Annotated in this window: 13 protein-coding genes and 1 pseudogene; 4 read left to right on the forward strand and 10 right to left on the reverse strand. The window is 39.7% G+C overall.

Annotated elements, in window-relative coordinates:
• Both AC3M61_RS06895 and AC3M61_RS06900 read right to left on the reverse strand, forming a co-directional pair.
• Nucleotides 1–204: pseudogene (locus AC3M61_RS06895) on the reverse strand (hypothetical protein); the annotation flags it as partial.
• A 204-nt stretch (nucleotides 205–408) separates the two neighbouring features.
• Nucleotides 409–1,986, reverse strand: a complete 1,578-nt coding sequence (locus tag AC3M61_RS06900; protein ID WP_500780139.1) for a hypothetical protein — start codon at nucleotides 1,984–1,986, stop codon at nucleotides 409–411.
• Nucleotides 1,987–2,626: 640 nt separating this feature from the next.
• Here AC3M61_RS06900 and AC3M61_RS06905 point away from each other — a divergent pair.
• The gene (locus AC3M61_RS06905) at nucleotides 2,627–3,937 is read left to right on the forward strand and encodes a DUF438 domain-containing protein (RefSeq protein ID WP_500780140.1); all 1,311 of its coding nucleotides are present in this window, start codon (nucleotides 2,627–2,629) and stop codon (nucleotides 3,935–3,937) included.
• A gap of 15 nt (nucleotides 3,938–3,952) precedes the next feature.
• Nucleotides 3,953–4,258: a cupin domain-containing protein gene (locus AC3M61_RS06910; RefSeq protein ID WP_500780141.1), complete on the forward strand. Its 306-nt coding sequence runs from the start codon at nucleotides 3,953–3,955 to the stop codon at nucleotides 4,256–4,258.
• Between the two features lie 80 nt (nucleotides 4,259–4,338).
• Here AC3M61_RS06910 and AC3M61_RS06915 read toward each other — a convergent pair whose 3' ends face one another.
• Both AC3M61_RS06915 and AC3M61_RS06920 read right to left on the reverse strand, forming a co-directional pair.
• Nucleotides 4,339–5,622 carry a glycerate kinase type-2 family protein gene (locus AC3M61_RS06915; RefSeq protein WP_500780142.1) on the reverse strand — a complete coding sequence of 428 codons (1,284 nt, stop codon included), beginning with the start codon at nucleotides 5,620–5,622 and terminating at the stop codon, nucleotides 4,339–4,341.
• Nucleotides 5,623–5,638: 16 nt separating this feature from the next.
• A complete protein-coding gene (locus AC3M61_RS06920) occupies nucleotides 5,639–6,982 on the reverse strand; it encodes a GntP family permease (RefSeq protein ID WP_500780143.1) in 1,344 nt (447 codons plus the stop codon).
• 153 nt (nucleotides 6,983–7,135) lie between these two features.
• Between AC3M61_RS06920 and tsaB the strand changes: the two genes are divergently transcribed.
• Both tsaB and mutS read left to right on the forward strand, forming a co-directional pair.
• Complete coding sequence (gene tsaB / locus AC3M61_RS06925; protein WP_500780144.1) at nucleotides 7,136–7,843, forward strand: tRNA (adenosine(37)-N6)-threonylcarbamoyltransferase complex dimerization subunit type 1 TsaB; 708 nt, start codon at nucleotides 7,136–7,138, stop codon at nucleotides 7,841–7,843.
• Nucleotides 7,844–7,854: 11 nt separating this feature from the next.
• Nucleotides 7,855–10,344: a DNA mismatch repair protein MutS gene (gene mutS / locus AC3M61_RS06930; RefSeq protein ID WP_500780145.1), complete on the forward strand. Its 2,490-nt coding sequence runs from the start codon at nucleotides 7,855–7,857 to the stop codon at nucleotides 10,342–10,344.
• Nucleotides 10,345–10,412: 68 nt separating this feature from the next.
• Here the strand turns inward: mutS and AC3M61_RS06935 are convergent, their stop codons facing one another.
• From AC3M61_RS06935 to AC3M61_RS06960, 6 genes are all read right to left on the reverse strand, one after another.
• Nucleotides 10,413–12,338 carry an anaerobic ribonucleoside-triphosphate reductase gene (locus AC3M61_RS06935; protein WP_500780146.1) on the reverse strand — a complete coding sequence of 642 codons (1,926 nt, stop codon included), beginning with the start codon at nucleotides 12,336–12,338 and terminating at the stop codon, nucleotides 10,413–10,415.
• Complete coding sequence (locus tag AC3M61_RS06940; RefSeq protein WP_500780147.1) at nucleotides 12,326–12,934, reverse strand: 4Fe-4S cluster-binding domain-containing protein; 609 nt, start codon at nucleotides 12,932–12,934, stop codon at nucleotides 12,326–12,328. Before AC3M61_RS06940 ends, AC3M61_RS06935 begins: the two co-directional genes overlap by 13 nt.
• Before the next feature lie 238 nt (nucleotides 12,935–13,172).
• Nucleotides 13,173–13,883 carry an ABC transporter ATP-binding protein gene (locus AC3M61_RS06945; protein ID WP_500780148.1) on the reverse strand — a complete coding sequence of 237 codons (711 nt, stop codon included), beginning with the start codon at nucleotides 13,881–13,883 and terminating at the stop codon, nucleotides 13,173–13,175.
• Nucleotides 13,870–14,751 carry an ABC transporter ATP-binding protein gene (locus tag AC3M61_RS06950; protein WP_500780149.1) on the reverse strand — a complete coding sequence of 294 codons (882 nt, stop codon included), beginning with the start codon at nucleotides 14,749–14,751 and terminating at the stop codon, nucleotides 13,870–13,872. Before AC3M61_RS06950 ends, AC3M61_RS06945 begins: the two co-directional genes overlap by 14 nt.
• On the reverse strand, nucleotides 14,748–15,815 hold the full coding sequence (locus tag AC3M61_RS06955) for a branched-chain amino acid ABC transporter permease (protein ID WP_500780150.1): 1,068 nt from the start codon (nucleotides 15,813–15,815) through the stop codon (nucleotides 14,748–14,750). The genes AC3M61_RS06950 and AC3M61_RS06955 overlap by 4 nt, the downstream gene beginning before the upstream one ends.
• A 21-nt stretch (nucleotides 15,816–15,836) precedes the next feature.
• On the reverse strand, nucleotides 15,837–16,736 hold the full coding sequence (locus AC3M61_RS06960) for a branched-chain amino acid ABC transporter permease (protein WP_500780167.1): 900 nt from the start codon (nucleotides 16,734–16,736) through the stop codon (nucleotides 15,837–15,839).
• Between the last annotated feature and the right edge of the window lie 30 nt (nucleotides 16,737–16,766).

Here is a 16,766-nt window from a genome sequence, read left to right on the forward strand (position 1 = left end):
CGTTCCTTTGAATGTTTGTGTTTCACCGAGTGTTGTTCCTGCTGGCAAGTTTCTGTAGAGCCTTGTTTGTGTGCTTTGCTGAACTTGGGTTTGTTGAGTAGTTGCTGACTGATACCCATACCTTGGCGCACTTGCTGGACCAAATGCAAAAATACTACCTACCAAAACCACACCCGCTGTTAAGACTACTAAAAGCTTCCTCATACCTGTCAACCTCCTTTTTCTTTTGCTTTTCTCTTTTCGTCCTTTCTTACGAAGGACAATGCAATTGTACTCAGCAAAGCTTAAAACGTCCTTGTAGTTTGCTGAGAGTTTGCTTAGAAAATAAAAAAGCAAGCCGAAAAAACCGGCTTGCTTTGGATTGTGTATTTTATTTTAGCTTGGTGAGTAAAATATCATTTTCAGAGGTTATTTCTGATTAGCCTTCAACATCTCCTCAAGCTTTTGTTTCAACGCTTCCCTTATGACAAATGTTTTTACCGCCGATGAAATTTCATTAATAACTTCTGTATATTTAGCGTTGAGTATAAACTCTACCTTTGCAGCGGGGTCATTTAGGTTTCCATTGTTGTTGAGTTGGAAACTAAGCCCCACACTTGGGTTATTTGGGTCTATACTCAAAACGATGAACGGGAGGTTGGTGATTATTAAACTTACATCTTCGTTTGTTAATTCGCCATTAGCAAGTCTTTGAATAAAACCATTGAAAGCTTCCGCACTTGCAAAAATGGTATCGAAGAAGGCCTTTTTTATACCAATATTGTTATCTCTCAAATCGATAGATTCTTTGTACAATTTTCTGAAATCAAACATGACTCCGAATTTGTAGCTGTATTCTGTTTTATTTACACCATCGTTAAGACTCATCGTTGCTTCTTGAGTGAATTCAATCATACCAGCATTTGGAAGAGCTTTGTTAAATTCATTAAGAACATCTTTAACTTTCTCTGGAACTTTTCCATTCAATTTCAGAGTTCCAAAGTTTGCTGGCTTTTCAAGTTCGTTCTTTGCTACAAAACACTCATCCGTTTCAAGTGCTTTAGCAAAGAGAGTTGTGATCGATTCTTTTCCATCTTTTCTGAATCCTTTGCTGTCAATTATACTTGTGTTGTTTTCAAATGCACCGATTTCAAGATAGCTCATAACACTCCATTTTATTGCATCAAGCATTTTGTTCACATTGACAAGCTTGAATGGTTCTGGATTTAGTATGTCTGCCATGTTTAGCAAATCAGTAGGCTTACTGATAGATAGCAAATTTGTAGTATATTCTCTAACCTTCGCGAAATCGGTCAGAGGACCTTTTTCTAACTCATAGAGTATTTCCAGAATGTAGTCTCTTGCATCTTTTATTACAAATCTTGTATCTGTACTTGGATCAGTCAGAACTTCTTTCCATGCTTTTTCAAAGTGATCCGCTTGCACAACTGCAATATACAAATAGTAAAGTCCGGCAAGCGTGTTGTATGCCACAGAGAAGTCCCTGTAGTCCATGTACAACTTCTCTGGAGCATTTACTTCTCGATTAATCTTCTTTGCAAGTGCAACTATCTTATCTTTCCTCTCGCCTTGTATTTCAACAATGTAGTTCTGTCTTTCAGGATGTGTATAGAACTTCTTTGCACCATCGTTTAAGAATGCCTCTATTTTGGCTATATAAGTTTTATGAGCTTCGAGAATATTCAAAATCTCCGATAGGTCAAATTCTTCTTCAAAAGTTTTTACAGCAAATTTCCCTTCGTAAACTGACTTGAAATCTTTAGCAAATAGTGTCTGAGAAACGCTATCGAGAATCTCTGCTAATTCTTCATCCGCAAGTAGCTCGACAACATACCTTGGGTCACTCGGTTCAAGTTTTGTCTCATCTGTGACCGGTTGATTTGGCAATGCTTCTGGACCAAATAGTGCACATCCAGTTGCAAGAATCACAATTAAGAATAATACCGCAAGTGAGAGATAATTGAAAAACCCACTCTGCTTTACCATACCCCTTCACCTCCAGTGATGTTCTTAGAACGCTTCCACACCAATCTGAGTCATATGAAAAATCCGATGTTTGAAATGTTGCGTTTTTATTATAGCTCAAGTATTCTATCTGTCAAAGTTATCCATGCTGATTTTTTGGACAATAAAAACCAAATAAGTGAAGTTACACCACCGAAGAATGAACAGATAATGTTAACTAAAAGTATTGAAATAAAATTATTGAAATTTTCCAAAAACCGCATTATTCTTTAAATAGGGGACACCCCCAACAACTCTTAACAAAAGCAGGTTCCACGATATGAATAACCCAACGCCTTCTTACCCAAAGTGTGGCTCTTTGTCTACTGGGTCATGACAAATGCGGCAACCAACAATTCATCTGCTTTGAAAGTCAACAAGAGCAACATCGATAATGTCATTTCTCCCTAACTATATTATATCACAACTTTGCGTAAAAGTACAAGAGCAACATCGATAATGTCATTTCTCAGTTACCTATTTTCATCACTACAAGTTAACAGTATTAATGAACATAGTGAATCTTCTCCTTTCTTCGTAACCTATGTTACAGACATCTGCTCGTTCTTTTTATAAAATACAATTAGGCATAACTAATAAAAACACTAAGGAGGTGTGAAGTATGGCGGAAATTTTTAACAAGAGAGAGTATTTAAAAAACTTGATTAGACGTGCTGACAAGAATCCAGAAGAATTGGAAAGGCTCAAGGAAGAGATTAAATCTGTCATCAAAGAGTTGAAACCTGTTGAGATTGCCATTGTTGAAAACGAGCTTGCGAGAGAAGACGGTATTTCAGTTGAGCGAATCAGAGAAATCTGTGATGTTCATCTTGAATTAATGGAAGAATTTTTAAGCGAAGAACCAACTGTTGAACCTTGGCACCCAATTTATATATCCATGAAAGAGCATGAAAAGATTCTGGAAATGCTAAAACAACTAAAAGAGTTGGTTCACACAGCAACAAAATCCCCTTCTTTTGAAATGTTTGTGGCAATTGGTAAGCTGACAGAGGAGCTGAAAAAGATAGAGCTTCATTTCCAAAAGCAGGAGTATGGAATCTTCCCATATGTGGAAAAATACGGTGTAGAACAACCACCAAAGGTTATGTGGTCTGAACATGACACGATGCGTGCAATGATAAAGGAGTTCGCAAAGATAATAGAGAACCGTGATATAGAAAGGCTCAAAACAGAAGGAGTAAATATCACAACACAACTGCTCGAAATGTTCATGATGCACATGCATAAAGAAAATCACATTCTCTTCCCAACGGCACTTAGTCTTATCAGTGAAGACGAATTCAAGCAAATTAGAAAGACCTTCGATGAAATAGGCTACTGTTGCTATTTCCCAGAGCCTATTGATTTAGAAAAAACACAGGAAAAAGTTTCAAAAGATACACCTTCAGAAAAGCCAGCACAAATCGAGAAACTATTAAAAGCATACAACGAGCTAAAGAATCTTTTGGAAGAAATGGGCGTCCTTGGTCAAGAAAGCACAACAGCAGCTCCATTAAACTCTCAGGGTAGGATTAATCTCCCATCTGGTTCATTTAGCATCGAGGAGCTTACATATTTGCTTAACACTTTACCTATAGATATAACATTCGTAGACAAAAACGATGAAGTTAGATATTTTAGTGAGGGTAAAGAAAGGATATTCTTAAGAACAAGAGATGTAATTGGCAGGAAAGTCCAGAATTGTCACCCACCAAAGAGTGTCCATATTGTAGAAAAGATACTGAGAGATTTCAAATCTGGCAAACGTGACAATGCTGATTTTTGGATAAAACTTGGTGAAAAATACGTGCTTATAAGATACTTTGCTGTGAGAAATGAAAAAGGCGAATACCTCGGAACACTGGAAGTCACTCAAGATATTGCACCAATACAAAAAATAACAGGTGAAAAGCGAATCTACGATGAGGAATGAAAGGGGTGATTTAGCATGGTATACAAAGTTTCAGATGTTCAGAACCTTTTGGGTGGACTAATCGATGCAAGACGATTCTATGATTCTGATAAGGCAATCGTGGCAAAGATTACCATCCAACCAGGAGGAAAACTTGAAAAGCATTCATCAAAAGAATTTGCTTTGTTGTTCGTTATAAGTGGGAGAGTTAAAGTCGAGATTGAAAATGATTCCTACGAACTCGAGCAGGACTCATTGATTGAATTTCCGCAGAACATCGTTCATAGCGTGGAAAATATTGGTGATACGGTGGCGGAGGTGCTGGTGGTCAAGATTAAGTAAGGCTTTACTTTGTAAATTTAAAACCTCAAAGAAGGGTCGGTCCCAAAGGACCGACCTTCATTTCTTTTACACCTTTTTAGCTATCCAACAAGCATAACAATAAGGTCATTCACATTTGTCCCTGTTGGTCCTGTGAGCAGTAAATCTCCTGCGATTTTGAGCGCGTTATATGAATCGTTGTTTTCCAAAAAGTTTTCTGGAGAAAGACCTGCTTTCCTTATTTTTTGAGCTGTTTGTCCATCAACAATTCCACCTGCAGCATCAGTTGGTCCATCAGTTCCATCCGTTCCGAAACTGCAAAGCACAACATTTTCAAGCCCTTCTATTCCAAGTGCAAAGGATAAAGCCAATTCTTGATTTCTGCCACCTTTTCCGCTTCCTTTTACTTTCACAATGGTTTCTCCACCAAGTATTATCGCTGCTGGTTTCCCAATCGGTCTGTTGTTGTTTTTTATCTCCTTTGCTATGGAAGCCAAAAATCTTCCTGCTTCTTTTGCCTCGCAATCAAGCGTTGTTGTAAGAACAAGCGTGTTGTATCCAAGTTCGCTTGCAACTTTCTCAGCGCTCTCACAAGCAACCTTTACACTGCCGATTATGAATGTTTCAACATTTGACAACTCCTTTGGAGTTTCCTGCGCCAATGCATCTAAGATTTTATCACTCACAGTTATATTGTACTTTTTCAAGACCTCAAGTGCTTGCTGAGACGTTGTTCCGTCTGGATACGCAGGACCGGATGCGATGCTATCAAGCCTGTCACCTAATACATCTGAAAGTACAAGAGAAATGATTTTTGCTGGATAAACATGTTGAGCAAATTTTCCGCCTTTAACTTTAGATAGATGCTTTCTAACGGTGTTTATCTCCACTATATTTGCACCACTTTTTAAAAGTTGTTCGTTCAGCTGCCGGATTTCCTCGAGGGTAACTCCTTCCATCGGCACTTCAAAAAGCGATGACCCCCCGCCAGAAATAAGGAAGAGAACCATATCGTCTTCTTTAAGGTTGCTTGTCAATTCAAGCACCCTTTCGGTTGCCATTATTGTGTTCTCATCTGGAACAGGATGACCCGCTTCGTAGATTTCAAAATTCTCAATATCGCCTTCAGAATGGTTGTATTTTGTTACAACTACTCCACGAATAACTTTATCATTAATTCTTTTTATAAGCGCATCATTTGCTGCCTTCGCCATCCGCCATGCAGCCTTACCAATAGCGACAATATACAAGCTACCTTTTAAATCTTGAAATTTCGAAATGTTTTTGTCTAACCAAATTTTCACCGCGCTGTCTGGAAGAATCTCTTGTTTAACTTTCTCAATTATTGTCTTTATATCTTCTCTCAAGTTTCTGTTTTCCAACATAAGCACTCCCTTAATTTTAAATTACGAAAAGGCTTATAATCCAGACAGTAATTGCCGCTGTAAGACCCTCGAGCAAGGTTCCAAACGTCTGCAATTTGTATCCAGTTTTAACATCCATTCTCGAAAATTGTGTCACTACCCAGAAGTAACTATCGTTAGCATGTGAAACAACCATTGAACCAGCACCTATCGCTACTACTGTTAACGCTTTTGCCAAGGGTGAGACAAATCCGAGAGAATCCATAAGTGGGGCAAGAAGTGATGCCGTAGTGATTATCGCAACAGTTGATGAACCTTGCGCAGTCTTAATTGCAGCGGCGATTATGAACGGCAACCACATTCCCAAATTTGCAGCTGCCAGAGATTGACCAATCACGTTCGCTATGCCAGAGTTTTGTAAAACCTTGCCAAACGCACCTCCAGCCGCAGTGATAAGGATTATAACACCTGATTGTGTAACAGCTTGTCCTACCCATCCACTCATAGAGAGCATATCTTTAACAAGTTTTTTGGGCAAACTGAGCGCTATCAGTACACCAATGATTAAAGCCGTAACCGGGTGCCCGATAAAGCCTATAAATTCTTTTAAAGCTCCTTCGCCAAAAGGTTTTGTTGGAAAATCCGAGACCGATTTCAAAAGTATGAGAACTATTGGAATGACAATAGGTAAGAATGCTTTTGAAGAGCTCGGGGCTTCTTTCATTTTCTCTTCAATTTCATTTTCCGTGAGTTCTGGCTCAGGGTCTATCTGTATCTTGGCAGCAAACTTTACTGAAAACAGCCATCCAACAAAAATAGCAGGCACCGAGACAATCAAACCCATGAGAATTGTTAATCCGAGGTCTGCTCCAAGCGCTCCTGCTGCTGCTACCGGACCCGGTGTTGGAGGAACCATAGTATGAGTTGCATACAATCCCAAACTAAGAGCTATTGCCGTCGCAGCTAAGCTAAGATTGGCTCTTTTTGTCAATGCTTTGTTAAGTGGGCTGATTATAACAAATCCCGAATCACAAAACACAGGTATTGAGACGATGTATCCAATAATACTCATGGCAAGTGGTACATTTTTCTTTCCAGTTACTCTTAAGACAGACTCTGCCATGGTGAAAGCTCCACCAGACTTTTCAAGAAAAACGCCGATAATAGTTCCAGCAACAATAACAATACCTATGGAACTAACAGTTCCTCCAAAACCATCGGTTATCGACTTTACCACATCAGCAAGTCTCATCCTGGAAAGTAGGCCATATAAAAACGCAGCAAATATAAGTGCCAAAAAAGGATGGAGCTTCCACCTAACCGTGGAGTAAACAATGAAAACTATCGAAAGTAACAACAGAACCGTCAGCCACACTCCCATACTACTCCCTCCCTCTTGCTAAGAGTTTAAATTTTATTATAGCACTTCTGTTCGAAAAAATGAAAAAGCAACACCTGGAAAATAGATTTTGCTCATCAACTGTGATAAAATAATGTGTAAGACAACATAAAAATTTATGACAGACAAGGAGGAATGACGTTGAAGGTTTTCTCAATCGATACATCTTCACCACGGGTTGTTGCCTGTTATTTTGATGAAGAAAAAAAGATAATGGTTGAGCTCGACACAAAAGCCAAGCATGGTGTTCAAGTATCTCAGGTGATTGAAAAGATGAAAGAAGTTGATTTCGGCAATTTAGATGTTATCGGAATAGGAATTGGACCTGGAGGATTAACAGGACTTCGAGTTGGTATATCTTTTTGCCTTGGCTTGGGAATTGGGAAAACGTTCGTTCAAATAAGCTCACTAAAGCTCATCGCAATGAATGCCTTAATGTTCGACGGTTACATCGGAGTTGTCAGAAAGGCAAGAGAAGGTTACCTTTACGCCGGGCTATATCATTCCAAAAATGCCAAACTGCAAACAATTGTTGAACCATTTATAGAGTCTATCGATGTGGTAAGAGAAAGGTTCAAAGAAGTTGTATCAGACAAACCAGCACTGATACTTGGAGATGGAGCTGAGCATTTCAAGGATATATGTATCCTACTTGAAGAGCCAAAGCGTTCGGAATACAACTTGCCAAGTGCAAGAAACCTTTATCTTTTAACTTTTGAAGAAATAATCTCAAACAATTTTGTCGATGCTCTGCACATAGAACCCCTCTATTTGCAAAAAAGTATTGCTGAGTTGAATTTCGAGAAAAAGCAAAGGCAAATACAGGAAATGCAAGAAAGATGAGAGGTGATTCAATGACTCACCGTCCAGGAGCAAATTCAACTGATGCTCTGTTCCCCAACCTTAAGGATATGAAATTAACACCCATGATGAAGCAATATCTTGATATAAAAAAGAAATACCAAGATGCGATTTTGCTCTTCCGCCTCGGTGATTTTTACGAGGCATTCTTCGATGATGCACTTGTTGTGTCAAAGGTGCTAAATATTGTTCTTACAAAACGTCAGGATGCACCAATGGCAGGTATACCTTACCATGCGCTGGATAATTATCTGAAAAAGCTCGTAGATAGTGGCTACAAAGTTGCAATTTGTGAGCAAATGGAAGACCCTGCAACTGCAAAAGGCATCGTTAAGAGAGAAGTGACACGTGTTATAACTCCGGGAACACTTATCGAAGACGAACTTTTGACTACGAGCAACAATTACATGGCATCTATTTACGAGACAAAAGCAGGAGAGCTGTACTGTGTTCTCACTGACACTTCAACAGGAGATGTGATAGTAAAGAAATTTGATAATCTTGAAGAATTTTACGATTTCGTTGAAACACACGAAATCTCCCAAATCATCTGCCCTGAAAGTTTGTATCCCAAACTGAAAGACAGAATCAAAATCTTCATTGACCGGCTCGACGATTGGTATTACACAGGAACAATTGATGCTATCAAGGAAGCATACGGGTTAGCGACGATAGAACACTTCGAGCTTGGTGAAGCACATTATCCATTGGGTGCAACGATTAAATACCTTAACTACACACTCAACAAACAAGCAAAGCTCAAAGCACCAAGAGCGCTTGATGAATCAATTTACATGGTGCTTGACTCTTCTACCATCGAGAACCTTTCACTCGTTCCAGGTGAACGTGGGAAAAATCTCTTCGATGTTTTGAATAAAACTAAAACCCCCATGGGCGCAAGACTTCTAAAGTGGATAATTCTCCACCCACTTAAAGATAGAAAAGCGATAGAGAAAAGACACGATATGGTAAGTGCATTCTTTGAAGATACTCTGCTCACAAACGAAATCAGAGAATACCTCGATGGTGTGTATGACTTGGAGAGAATAATCAACAGACTCCAATACGATAGTGCAAAGCCAAAGGATTTAATCAGTTTGAAGAACACTTTGGAAGTCATCGAGCCTTTGCGAGAAGCTTTGGAAAGTAATGAAAACCTGATAAGTCTTGTTGAAGAACTTCCAGATTTAAGCGTGGTTAAAGAAAAAATTCAAAGCACGTTAAATGACGAAATTGAGGGAGACTTAGGGGAAGGGAAAATCATCCGAGAAGGTGTATCAAAAGAACTTGATGAATACAGAGAACTTCTTTATCATTCGAACGAAAAACTCAAAGAATTCGAAGAAACGGAACGGATAAGAACAGGAATTCAAAAGCTGAAGGTCGGATTCAACAATGTCTTTGGGTATTACATCGAAATTCCGAAGGGTCAAACGAAAAACGCACCGGAAGACTACACACGACTTCAAACACTCGTTAACGCAGAACGTTACACGAACCCAAAACTAAAAGAGTTTGAACAAAAGATATTGGCAGCAAAAGAACGTGTGGAAGAACTTGAAAAGTTGATATTTGCAAATCTGTGCGACGAACTAAAAACATACACGGAGGCGTTGAGGAAGACATCTGAAACACTCGCTTGGATCGATATATACACATCGTTTGCATACATAGCCAGACTTTACGGATACGTCAGACCGGTTCTTTCAAACGCAGAATTTGAAATCCTACAAGGCAGACATCCTGTCGTTGAAAGGTTTGTCAGCGAATTCGTTCCAAATGATACTTACATGGATGAAAACTTGAGAATGTACATACTCACTGGTCCAAATATGAGTGGGAAGAGCACGTATATAAGGCAAATTGGACTAATTGCGTTGATGTCACAAATTGGCTCGTTTGTCCCTGCAAATTTTGCAAAGATTCCAGTATTTGACAGGATATTCACCCGCATGGGAGCAAGAGATGACATATCGACTGGAAAGAGCACGTTTTTAACTGAGATGAGCGAAGTTGCACTTATCCTCAACAAAGCAACACCAAAGAGCCTTGTTCTGCTTGACGAGGTTGGAAGGGGAACCAGCACATTTGATGGAATAAGCATCGCATGGGCTATAAGCGAGTATATATATAATGAAGTGAAAAGCAAAACAGTGTTTGCTACACACTTTACAGAACTGACTGAGTTGGCCGATATGTACCCTGGAATTAAAAATTTAACTATCGAGGTCAGAGAAACTCCAGATGGTGTTATCTTCCTTCACAAAGTTGTCGAAGGAGTTGCCGATAGAAGTTATGGAATAGAAGTTGCCGCCATCGCTGGTTTACCACAGAGCATTGTTGAAAGAGCTAAGGAAATCCTTAACATAATCGTTGAAAAGAGTGATATAGAAAAGAAAGTCGGTGTTTTGAAAGAAGGTCAGATGAAGAAAATAAAATCGACGAAAAAAACTGTCCCAGAGGGACAGTTGAGAATGTTTTAACAAAAAATTCTAATGTTTTTCTTTGCTCTTTCTAAAATGCGGAGCAAAGGGGGATGGGGATTAGTGTTTTATGCTTTGTAGAATACCCGCTTTGGGTATTCTTCTTTTTTCCTCACGCTGTTGAATGAGCTAACTGGCACCAAGTAACCAACTATCCTCATGTATTCATCTGTTTTGTTCTTCCCACACGTTGGGCATTTGGAACCATAGAACGCATGTCCTTCTTCACATACGCTTATCTTTTGATTAAACGCAAAATACACTACTCCCATCTTTGCAACTAAATTCACCATATGCCATGCTTCTTCTTCGCTTCTGAATGGTGAGTCGATGTTTATATGCAATATAGCCCCTCCAGAGACTTTTTTATCGAGCATTCCTGAATACTTTATCCTATTGAGCATGTCTGTGTCTGTTGTAAGAGGTAACCATTGGTTTGAGTAGAGAACATAATCTGTGCCGTAAAGAAGCCTATCTTTTTGTGCCAAAGTAACTGCCGCCTTTTCGGCTGGAACCTGTTCTATGTTGAACGTAAATCCATACCTTTCAAAAGCTTCGTCGTTGAGCCTTCTGATTTCATCAAGCAATTGACTTGCGAACTCTTCACCCTCTTGAGAGTATTTCACTCCATCTATATCGACTGTCGTTAAACCCATTATCTCCAAAGCTTCATACAACCCGTTTATACCAACCGTTCCGTATTGTCTGTTCAAATCCATCAAACCCAAATTGTAAAGTGGAAGAACCCCTTGCTGAATTCTTTCCTGGATGATATTTCTTATCGTTGCCAACACTTTTTGGACTAACACAACTTTCTCTTGGAGTTTTTGCATGAACTCCTCTTTCGATTTAGTCTCCAATGCAATCCTTGGCAGGTTTATCGTAACCACCTTGAACGAACCTATGTTCAAATCAGAGCCACCAATAGAATTGACCATTCCCGCTAATTTATCAGGTCCCAGCTTGAACTTTAACTCCCTTGTCGAACTTGTTAACCTACAGCACGAAGCAACTGCATCGATACTATCAGAAACATACCAGTTCGTATCTTGCCATTTCATATTGACTTTGTTTATGAACCGTGCGCTATCCTCATCGACAAACTTTCCATCCTTGTAGAGCAAAGATGCTGTTAATACAGGGAATGTAAACATCTGTTTTTCCCTTTCTTTAGATATCCACAACCAGTATTCTTTTTGCAGGGCGATTATATCTTCCACATATTCCGTAATAACCGAACCATCTGGATATGTCTCGCCTTCGAATATCGTTCTGATGTAATTCCTATCAAGGTATGTAAAATTCGTGTAAGGCGATTGGGTGCCCCTTATAGGTTGGTTGATGGAATACGTGAATATCTGGAAGTGCTGGTGCAGATATTCCTGAGCTTTATCTTTTGGTATTACTCCGCTTTCTAAATCTTTTCTGTAAAAGTAAGCAAGCCAGACAAAGAAATCAGGCAAACCAACCGCACCTGATTGTTGGTTGGAAGCAAACATGACAAACTGAATCACATGCTGGATGTATGAAGAAAGATGCTTTGCAGGGACTGACTTTATACTGTCAATAAAGAACAATCCTTTTTCCACAATCGGTCTTAGCGAGTAAGCATAACAATATGGTTCGAATGCAGCATGGTGGGCATCATGCAGGTATATGTCTCCATACATCTGGTATCTGAGAAACTTTTTTGCGTCCTCTTGTCCAAAGAGTGATTTCATACGTTCGTAGATGTAGTAAATGGAATACAATTTTGACCAAGGCTTCACAACCTCGTTGAAGTATGTGTACACATTCGTGCTTCTTACATTAGCGTTCGCATCTATTGTGGAATTCAAAATCCCATTACTGAAGAAATGTTCAGTAAACTTCACCACATCGAGTTGCCAGTTGAGACCTTCTAACTCCAAAAACTCTTCAGGCACATTTGAAATTTCATCAACAAAGTCATCTGAAAAGCTGAAAGCTTTTAGCATGTCTTTCAAAAGTTGCATAACACTTCCCCCTTCTTCTCTTGCTTTTTGATTTTCAAAGTCTCAAAAATTTGCTTGAGTTCTTCTTTGCTTAAGTAAAGTTGGTTTGCTGATGCAGGAAATCCATCGCGATGATATTTTTGTAGATAACGTCCAAGCACATACTCATCGAAGTAATCCAGAGGCACGTCGAGTTCTAATAAATCCTTAGGAGTCCGCCAAGAGTAAAGAAGTACAACTACTTTTTCTTGGAAAACTTCCTTGACAACTTTTGCAAGCATGTAAGCATACTTTCTGTTCCTTGAAGAAAGTGGCTCTCCACCCAGCAGGACAAGAGCAACTTTGTCATACACATTTAAAAGGGTATCAATCTTAGCTACCACGTGCTTCGCCAAGTGAGAAAAATCAACAGCAAATTTTTCATCAAAGTCCCACGTCTCTGGATTGTGACATCCCAAACACTTTGGATAGGCATCGCATCCTTGGAAATAAACACTTACGGAAGGTAAGCTCGGATGGTCTCCTTGCATCACACGAACAACTCGCAAAAGTGGTTTACCTAATATCAATGACTGGAAAGATTCTAAAATAACACTTTTTGATTGCGTAATCTCCATATACATCCCCCACAAAGTCTAAGTTGGCGTTAGATAGAAGTGATTAAGAGCCGAAAGGGAGTCGATAAAACGAAGATAAAATACATTATGTCGTATAATTTTTAAACATCTACACAATATATAGTATCACACCCCGCCCCTTGCTGTCAAGAAAAAAGGGTGGGAATTTCCAAAATCCCACCCAAGATATTGTATTTATTGGCTTTCGACAACTATCAATAGGTGTTAAGATGAGATTTTACAATCCGAGGTAGGCTTTCTTTACTTGTTCGTTCTTTAGTAGTTCCTTTGCAGGTCCTTCGAGAACGATGTTACCTGTTTCCAAAACGTATCCGTAGTGTGATATATTCAATGCACCAACGGCGTTTTGTTCCACAAGTAGAATTGTCATACCCTCAGAATTGAGTTTCTTAATAATTTCAAAAACTTCCTCAACGAGTATTGGTGCAAGACCAAGCGATGGTTCATCCATCATGAGAACCTTTGGTCTACTCATGAGAGCTCTGGAAATTGCAAGCATTTGTTGCTCACCACCAGAGAGTGTTCCCCCAAGCTGGCTTTTCCTTTCAGCCAGCCTTGGAAAGAGTGTAAATATCCATTCAAGGTCTTGTTTAATTCCATCTTTGTCTTTTCTATTGAAAGCACCCATCATCAAGTTTTCCATAACCGTTAAGTTAGGGAATATCCTTCTTCCTTCGGGGACAAGACAAACACCCATTCTGTTAATTTGGTGTGGAGGCAGGTCTTGAATATCCTTTCCGTTGAACAATATTCTTCCCCTCTTTGGTTTTACCAAACCAGCTATTGTGGAAAGTGTGGTTGTCTTTCCGGCACCGTTAGCACCAATAAGTGTAACCACCTGACCTTGCTCTACCTTAAAAGAAATGCCTTTAATAGCATGTATTGCACCGTAAAATACGTGGAGTCCTTCAACTTCAAGCACCGGCATGTTCCCACTCCTTACCTAAGTAAGCTTCTATAACCCTCGGGTTTCTGCTTATCTCTTCCGGTGTCCCTTCCGCGATAATCTTTCCAGAATCCATAACTATTATCCTTTCACACACACCCATAACAACCTTCATATCGTGCTCAATGAGTATCACCGTAAGCTTGAATTCATCCCTAATGTACCTGATGAATTCCATCAATTCCTCAGATTCCTTTGGATTCATACCAGCTGCAGGTTCATCCAAAAGTAACAATTTTGGTTCTGTAGCCAACGCCCTTGCAATTTCAAGTTTTCTCTGCTGACCATATGGAAGTGATGAAGCAAGTTCGTGTGCCAGATGGTCAAGTCCAACCTTTCTCAAAAGTTCCATACCTTTTTCCCGCATTTCCATTTCTTTCTTTTTATATCCTATCTTTGTTACAGCACGCCAAAACCAGAGGCGTCCTTTTATCTTCGGTGTTTTGCCATGCTTTTTGAGAATCTCATCCGCATCCCTTGTAGAAAGTAGGTGGTGCATCGCTACAAGCACGTTATCAAGAACTGTTAATGTTCCAAAGAGTCTGATATTCTGGAATGTTCTTGCTATTCCAAGGTGCGTAATTTGATGCGGTTTATACGGTGTAATGTCTATATCGTCGAAAATTATCCTACCCTTTGTTGGATAGTAAATTCCTGTGATAACATTGAACGCTGTTGTCTTACCAGCACCGTTCGGACCTATAATTCCTAAAATCTCACCTTCGTAAGCAACGTTATCAAAATCATCTACAGCTGTTAGACCTCCGAATTGCATCGTGACATGGTCCATTTTGAGAATTACTCGCCTATTGTTGATATTATTTGATTTATCTTGGACTACATTGCTCATTTTTCACCACTCCTTCTCAAGCCAATTCGCTTGAAGAAGTTGATTATTCCTTCCCAAGTAAGTTCGCTTCTTCCAAAAATTCCCCTTTTCCACACAATCATTGTGACAACAAAGAGCACAGACAATACAAGCATCCTCATACCTTGGATTGCTGGAAATTGTCTTCCAAAGAGTGTAAATGGCTGCTCGAAAGCTCTAAGCCATTCCATCAAGAATGCAAAGATTATCGCACCAACAACTGAACCACTTATGCTTCCAAGCCCCCCAAGAACAACCATGATAAGTACATAGTAAGTAAGTATCGGTCCAAAGGTCGTTATCCTTGGGTCAATTGTTGTAAGCCAGTGTGCGTAAAGCGCACCACTAATACCAGCAAAAAATCCACTTATCACAAACGACAAAAGCGTATGCTTAAAAACATTTATACCCATAGCTTCAGCAGCAATAGAATTGTCCCGTATCGCCAAAAGTGCCCTACCATATGAACTCTTCACAAGACTTACGATAAAAACTATTGTGACAAAGAGCCAACCCCAGCTCCACCAAATGTTTGTGTAATTCGGCAACCCTTTCAACCCAAGCGAACCGTTTGTAACGGATTGTAAGTTAAGTGCAAGAATTCTAAGCACTTCAGAAAAGCCAAGTGAAGCTATTGCAAGATAATCGCCTGAAAGTCTTAGAACCGGGAACCCTATGATGAACGCACCAAATGCCGCAACCAAACCCGCGATTATTGTTGCTGTTAAAAAATCCGTGTGTAAATTTGCAATCAAAGGACTTGGCGGGGCTATGATGAATATCATCGCTTTCTGGTCTGGTGGTATTGTCAAGAGTGCCGATGTATAAGCTCCAAGCAATATGAAACCTGCATGCCCAAGTGAGAATACACCGGTAATTCCGTTGACAAGATTCAAACTCACCGCCATTATACCGTATATTGCCATCAAAGAAAGAATCTGCTTTTTGTATGAATCAAACTTTGCATCAGCAATTGCCAGCAGAATGATGACAACTATTAAGAATAGAATTGTTAATCCTAAGTCTCTTTTTGCTTTGCTCTTCATCGCTCTCACCCCAACTCCGACTTAAACTTTCTCCACAGCACGTTTGCCTAGGAGACCTGCTGGCCTTACGAGGAGAATCAATATGAGAATAATAAAAGCAAAGGCATCTTTGTATTGCATAAGGGTTGGGAAAAACGTTATTATCATCATCTCAATCACACCAAGCAAAATACCACCAAGCACCGCACCACCAATCGAACCAATTCCACCAAGAACAGCCGCAATGAACGCCTTCAACCCAGGCACAAAACCTGTGTAAGGATAAAAGCTCGGATACCTCAGTGCCCACATGACTCCTGCAAGAGCTGCGAGTGCAGAAGAAATGGCAAACGTGAAACCTATTACGTTATCCACGTTCACTCCCATTAAAGATGTGGTAGGTATGTCAGCCGCTATTGCTCTCATAGCCATTCCAATCTTCGTTTTGTAAACGATTAAAAAGAGTACAAAAAGTGCAACTGCTGTTATCCCAAGTATTATGAAAATAATCTTCGGCAAATACACATTACCAATAACAAACGATTCAAATGCTATTGTCTTATTCTGCAAAGCCTCCAAGAATGCCTTGTAATTGGGACCAAAGAACACCACAGCAAAGCTCTCAATAAAGAATGAAACACCTATTGCCGTTATCAGTGCGGAAATTCTTGGCGAATTTCTCAGCGGTTTGTAAGCCAACCTGTCGATTAGAACACCTAAAATCGCAGTAGCCCCAAGTGAGATAATCACAGCTAACGGGAAGCTCAGCCTTATCAAAGTAGCACCGTAAAAGGCAAAGTAAATGCCCATAACCATAATGTCACCAAATGCAAAGTTAATTAACCTCAATATGCCATAGACCATAGTATAACCGACAGCTATCAGCGCGTACAGACCACCAACCATGAGTCCGTTGAATAAATTCTGAACAAAAATCGTCAGGTTTATAGTCAATACAGGCACCTCCCCATC

It is taken from the genome of Fervidobacterium sp., from assembly GCF_059913585.1.

Excerpts from the sequence above, each read along its gene's own strand:
- AC3M61_RS06935 (WP_500780146.1), bottom strand. The coding sequence starts at position 12,338 with ATGCAACTTTTGAAAGACATGCTAAAAGCTTTCAGCTTTTCAGATGAC.
- AC3M61_RS06905 (WP_500780140.1), top strand. The coding sequence starts at position 2,627 with ATGGCGGAAATTTTTAACAAGAGAGAGTATTTAAAAAACTTGATTAGA.
- mutS (WP_500780145.1), top strand. The coding sequence starts at position 7,855 with ATGACTCACCGTCCAGGAGCAAATTCAACTGATGCTCTGTTCCCCAAC.
- AC3M61_RS06915 (WP_500780142.1), bottom strand. The coding sequence starts at position 5,622 with ATGTTGGAAAACAGAAACTTGAGAGAAGATATAAAGACAATAATTGAG.
- AC3M61_RS06950 (WP_500780149.1), bottom strand. The coding sequence starts at position 14,751 with ATGAGCAATGTAGTCCAAGATAAATCAAATAATATCAACAATAGGCGA.
- AC3M61_RS06940 (WP_500780147.1), bottom strand. The coding sequence starts at position 12,934 with ATGGAGATTACGCAATCAAAAAGTGTTATTTTAGAATCTTTCCAGTCA.
- tsaB (WP_500780144.1), top strand. The coding sequence starts at position 7,136 with ATGACGTTGAAGGTTTTCTCAATCGATACATCTTCACCACGGGTTGTT.
- AC3M61_RS06910 (WP_500780141.1), top strand. The coding sequence starts at position 3,953 with ATGGTATACAAAGTTTCAGATGTTCAGAACCTTTTGGGTGGACTAATC.
- AC3M61_RS06945 (WP_500780148.1), bottom strand. The coding sequence starts at position 13,883 with ATGCCGGTGCTTGAAGTTGAAGGACTCCACGTATTTTACGGTGCAATA.
- AC3M61_RS06920 (WP_500780143.1), bottom strand. The coding sequence starts at position 6,982 with ATGGGAGTGTGGCTGACGGTTCTGTTGTTACTTTCGATAGTTTTCATT.
- AC3M61_RS06900 (WP_500780139.1), bottom strand. The coding sequence starts at position 1,986 with ATGGTAAAGCAGAGTGGGTTTTTCAATTATCTCTCACTTGCGGTATTA.
- AC3M61_RS06955 (WP_500780150.1), bottom strand. The coding sequence starts at position 15,815 with ATGAAGAGCAAAGCAAAAAGAGACTTAGGATTAACAATTCTATTCTTA.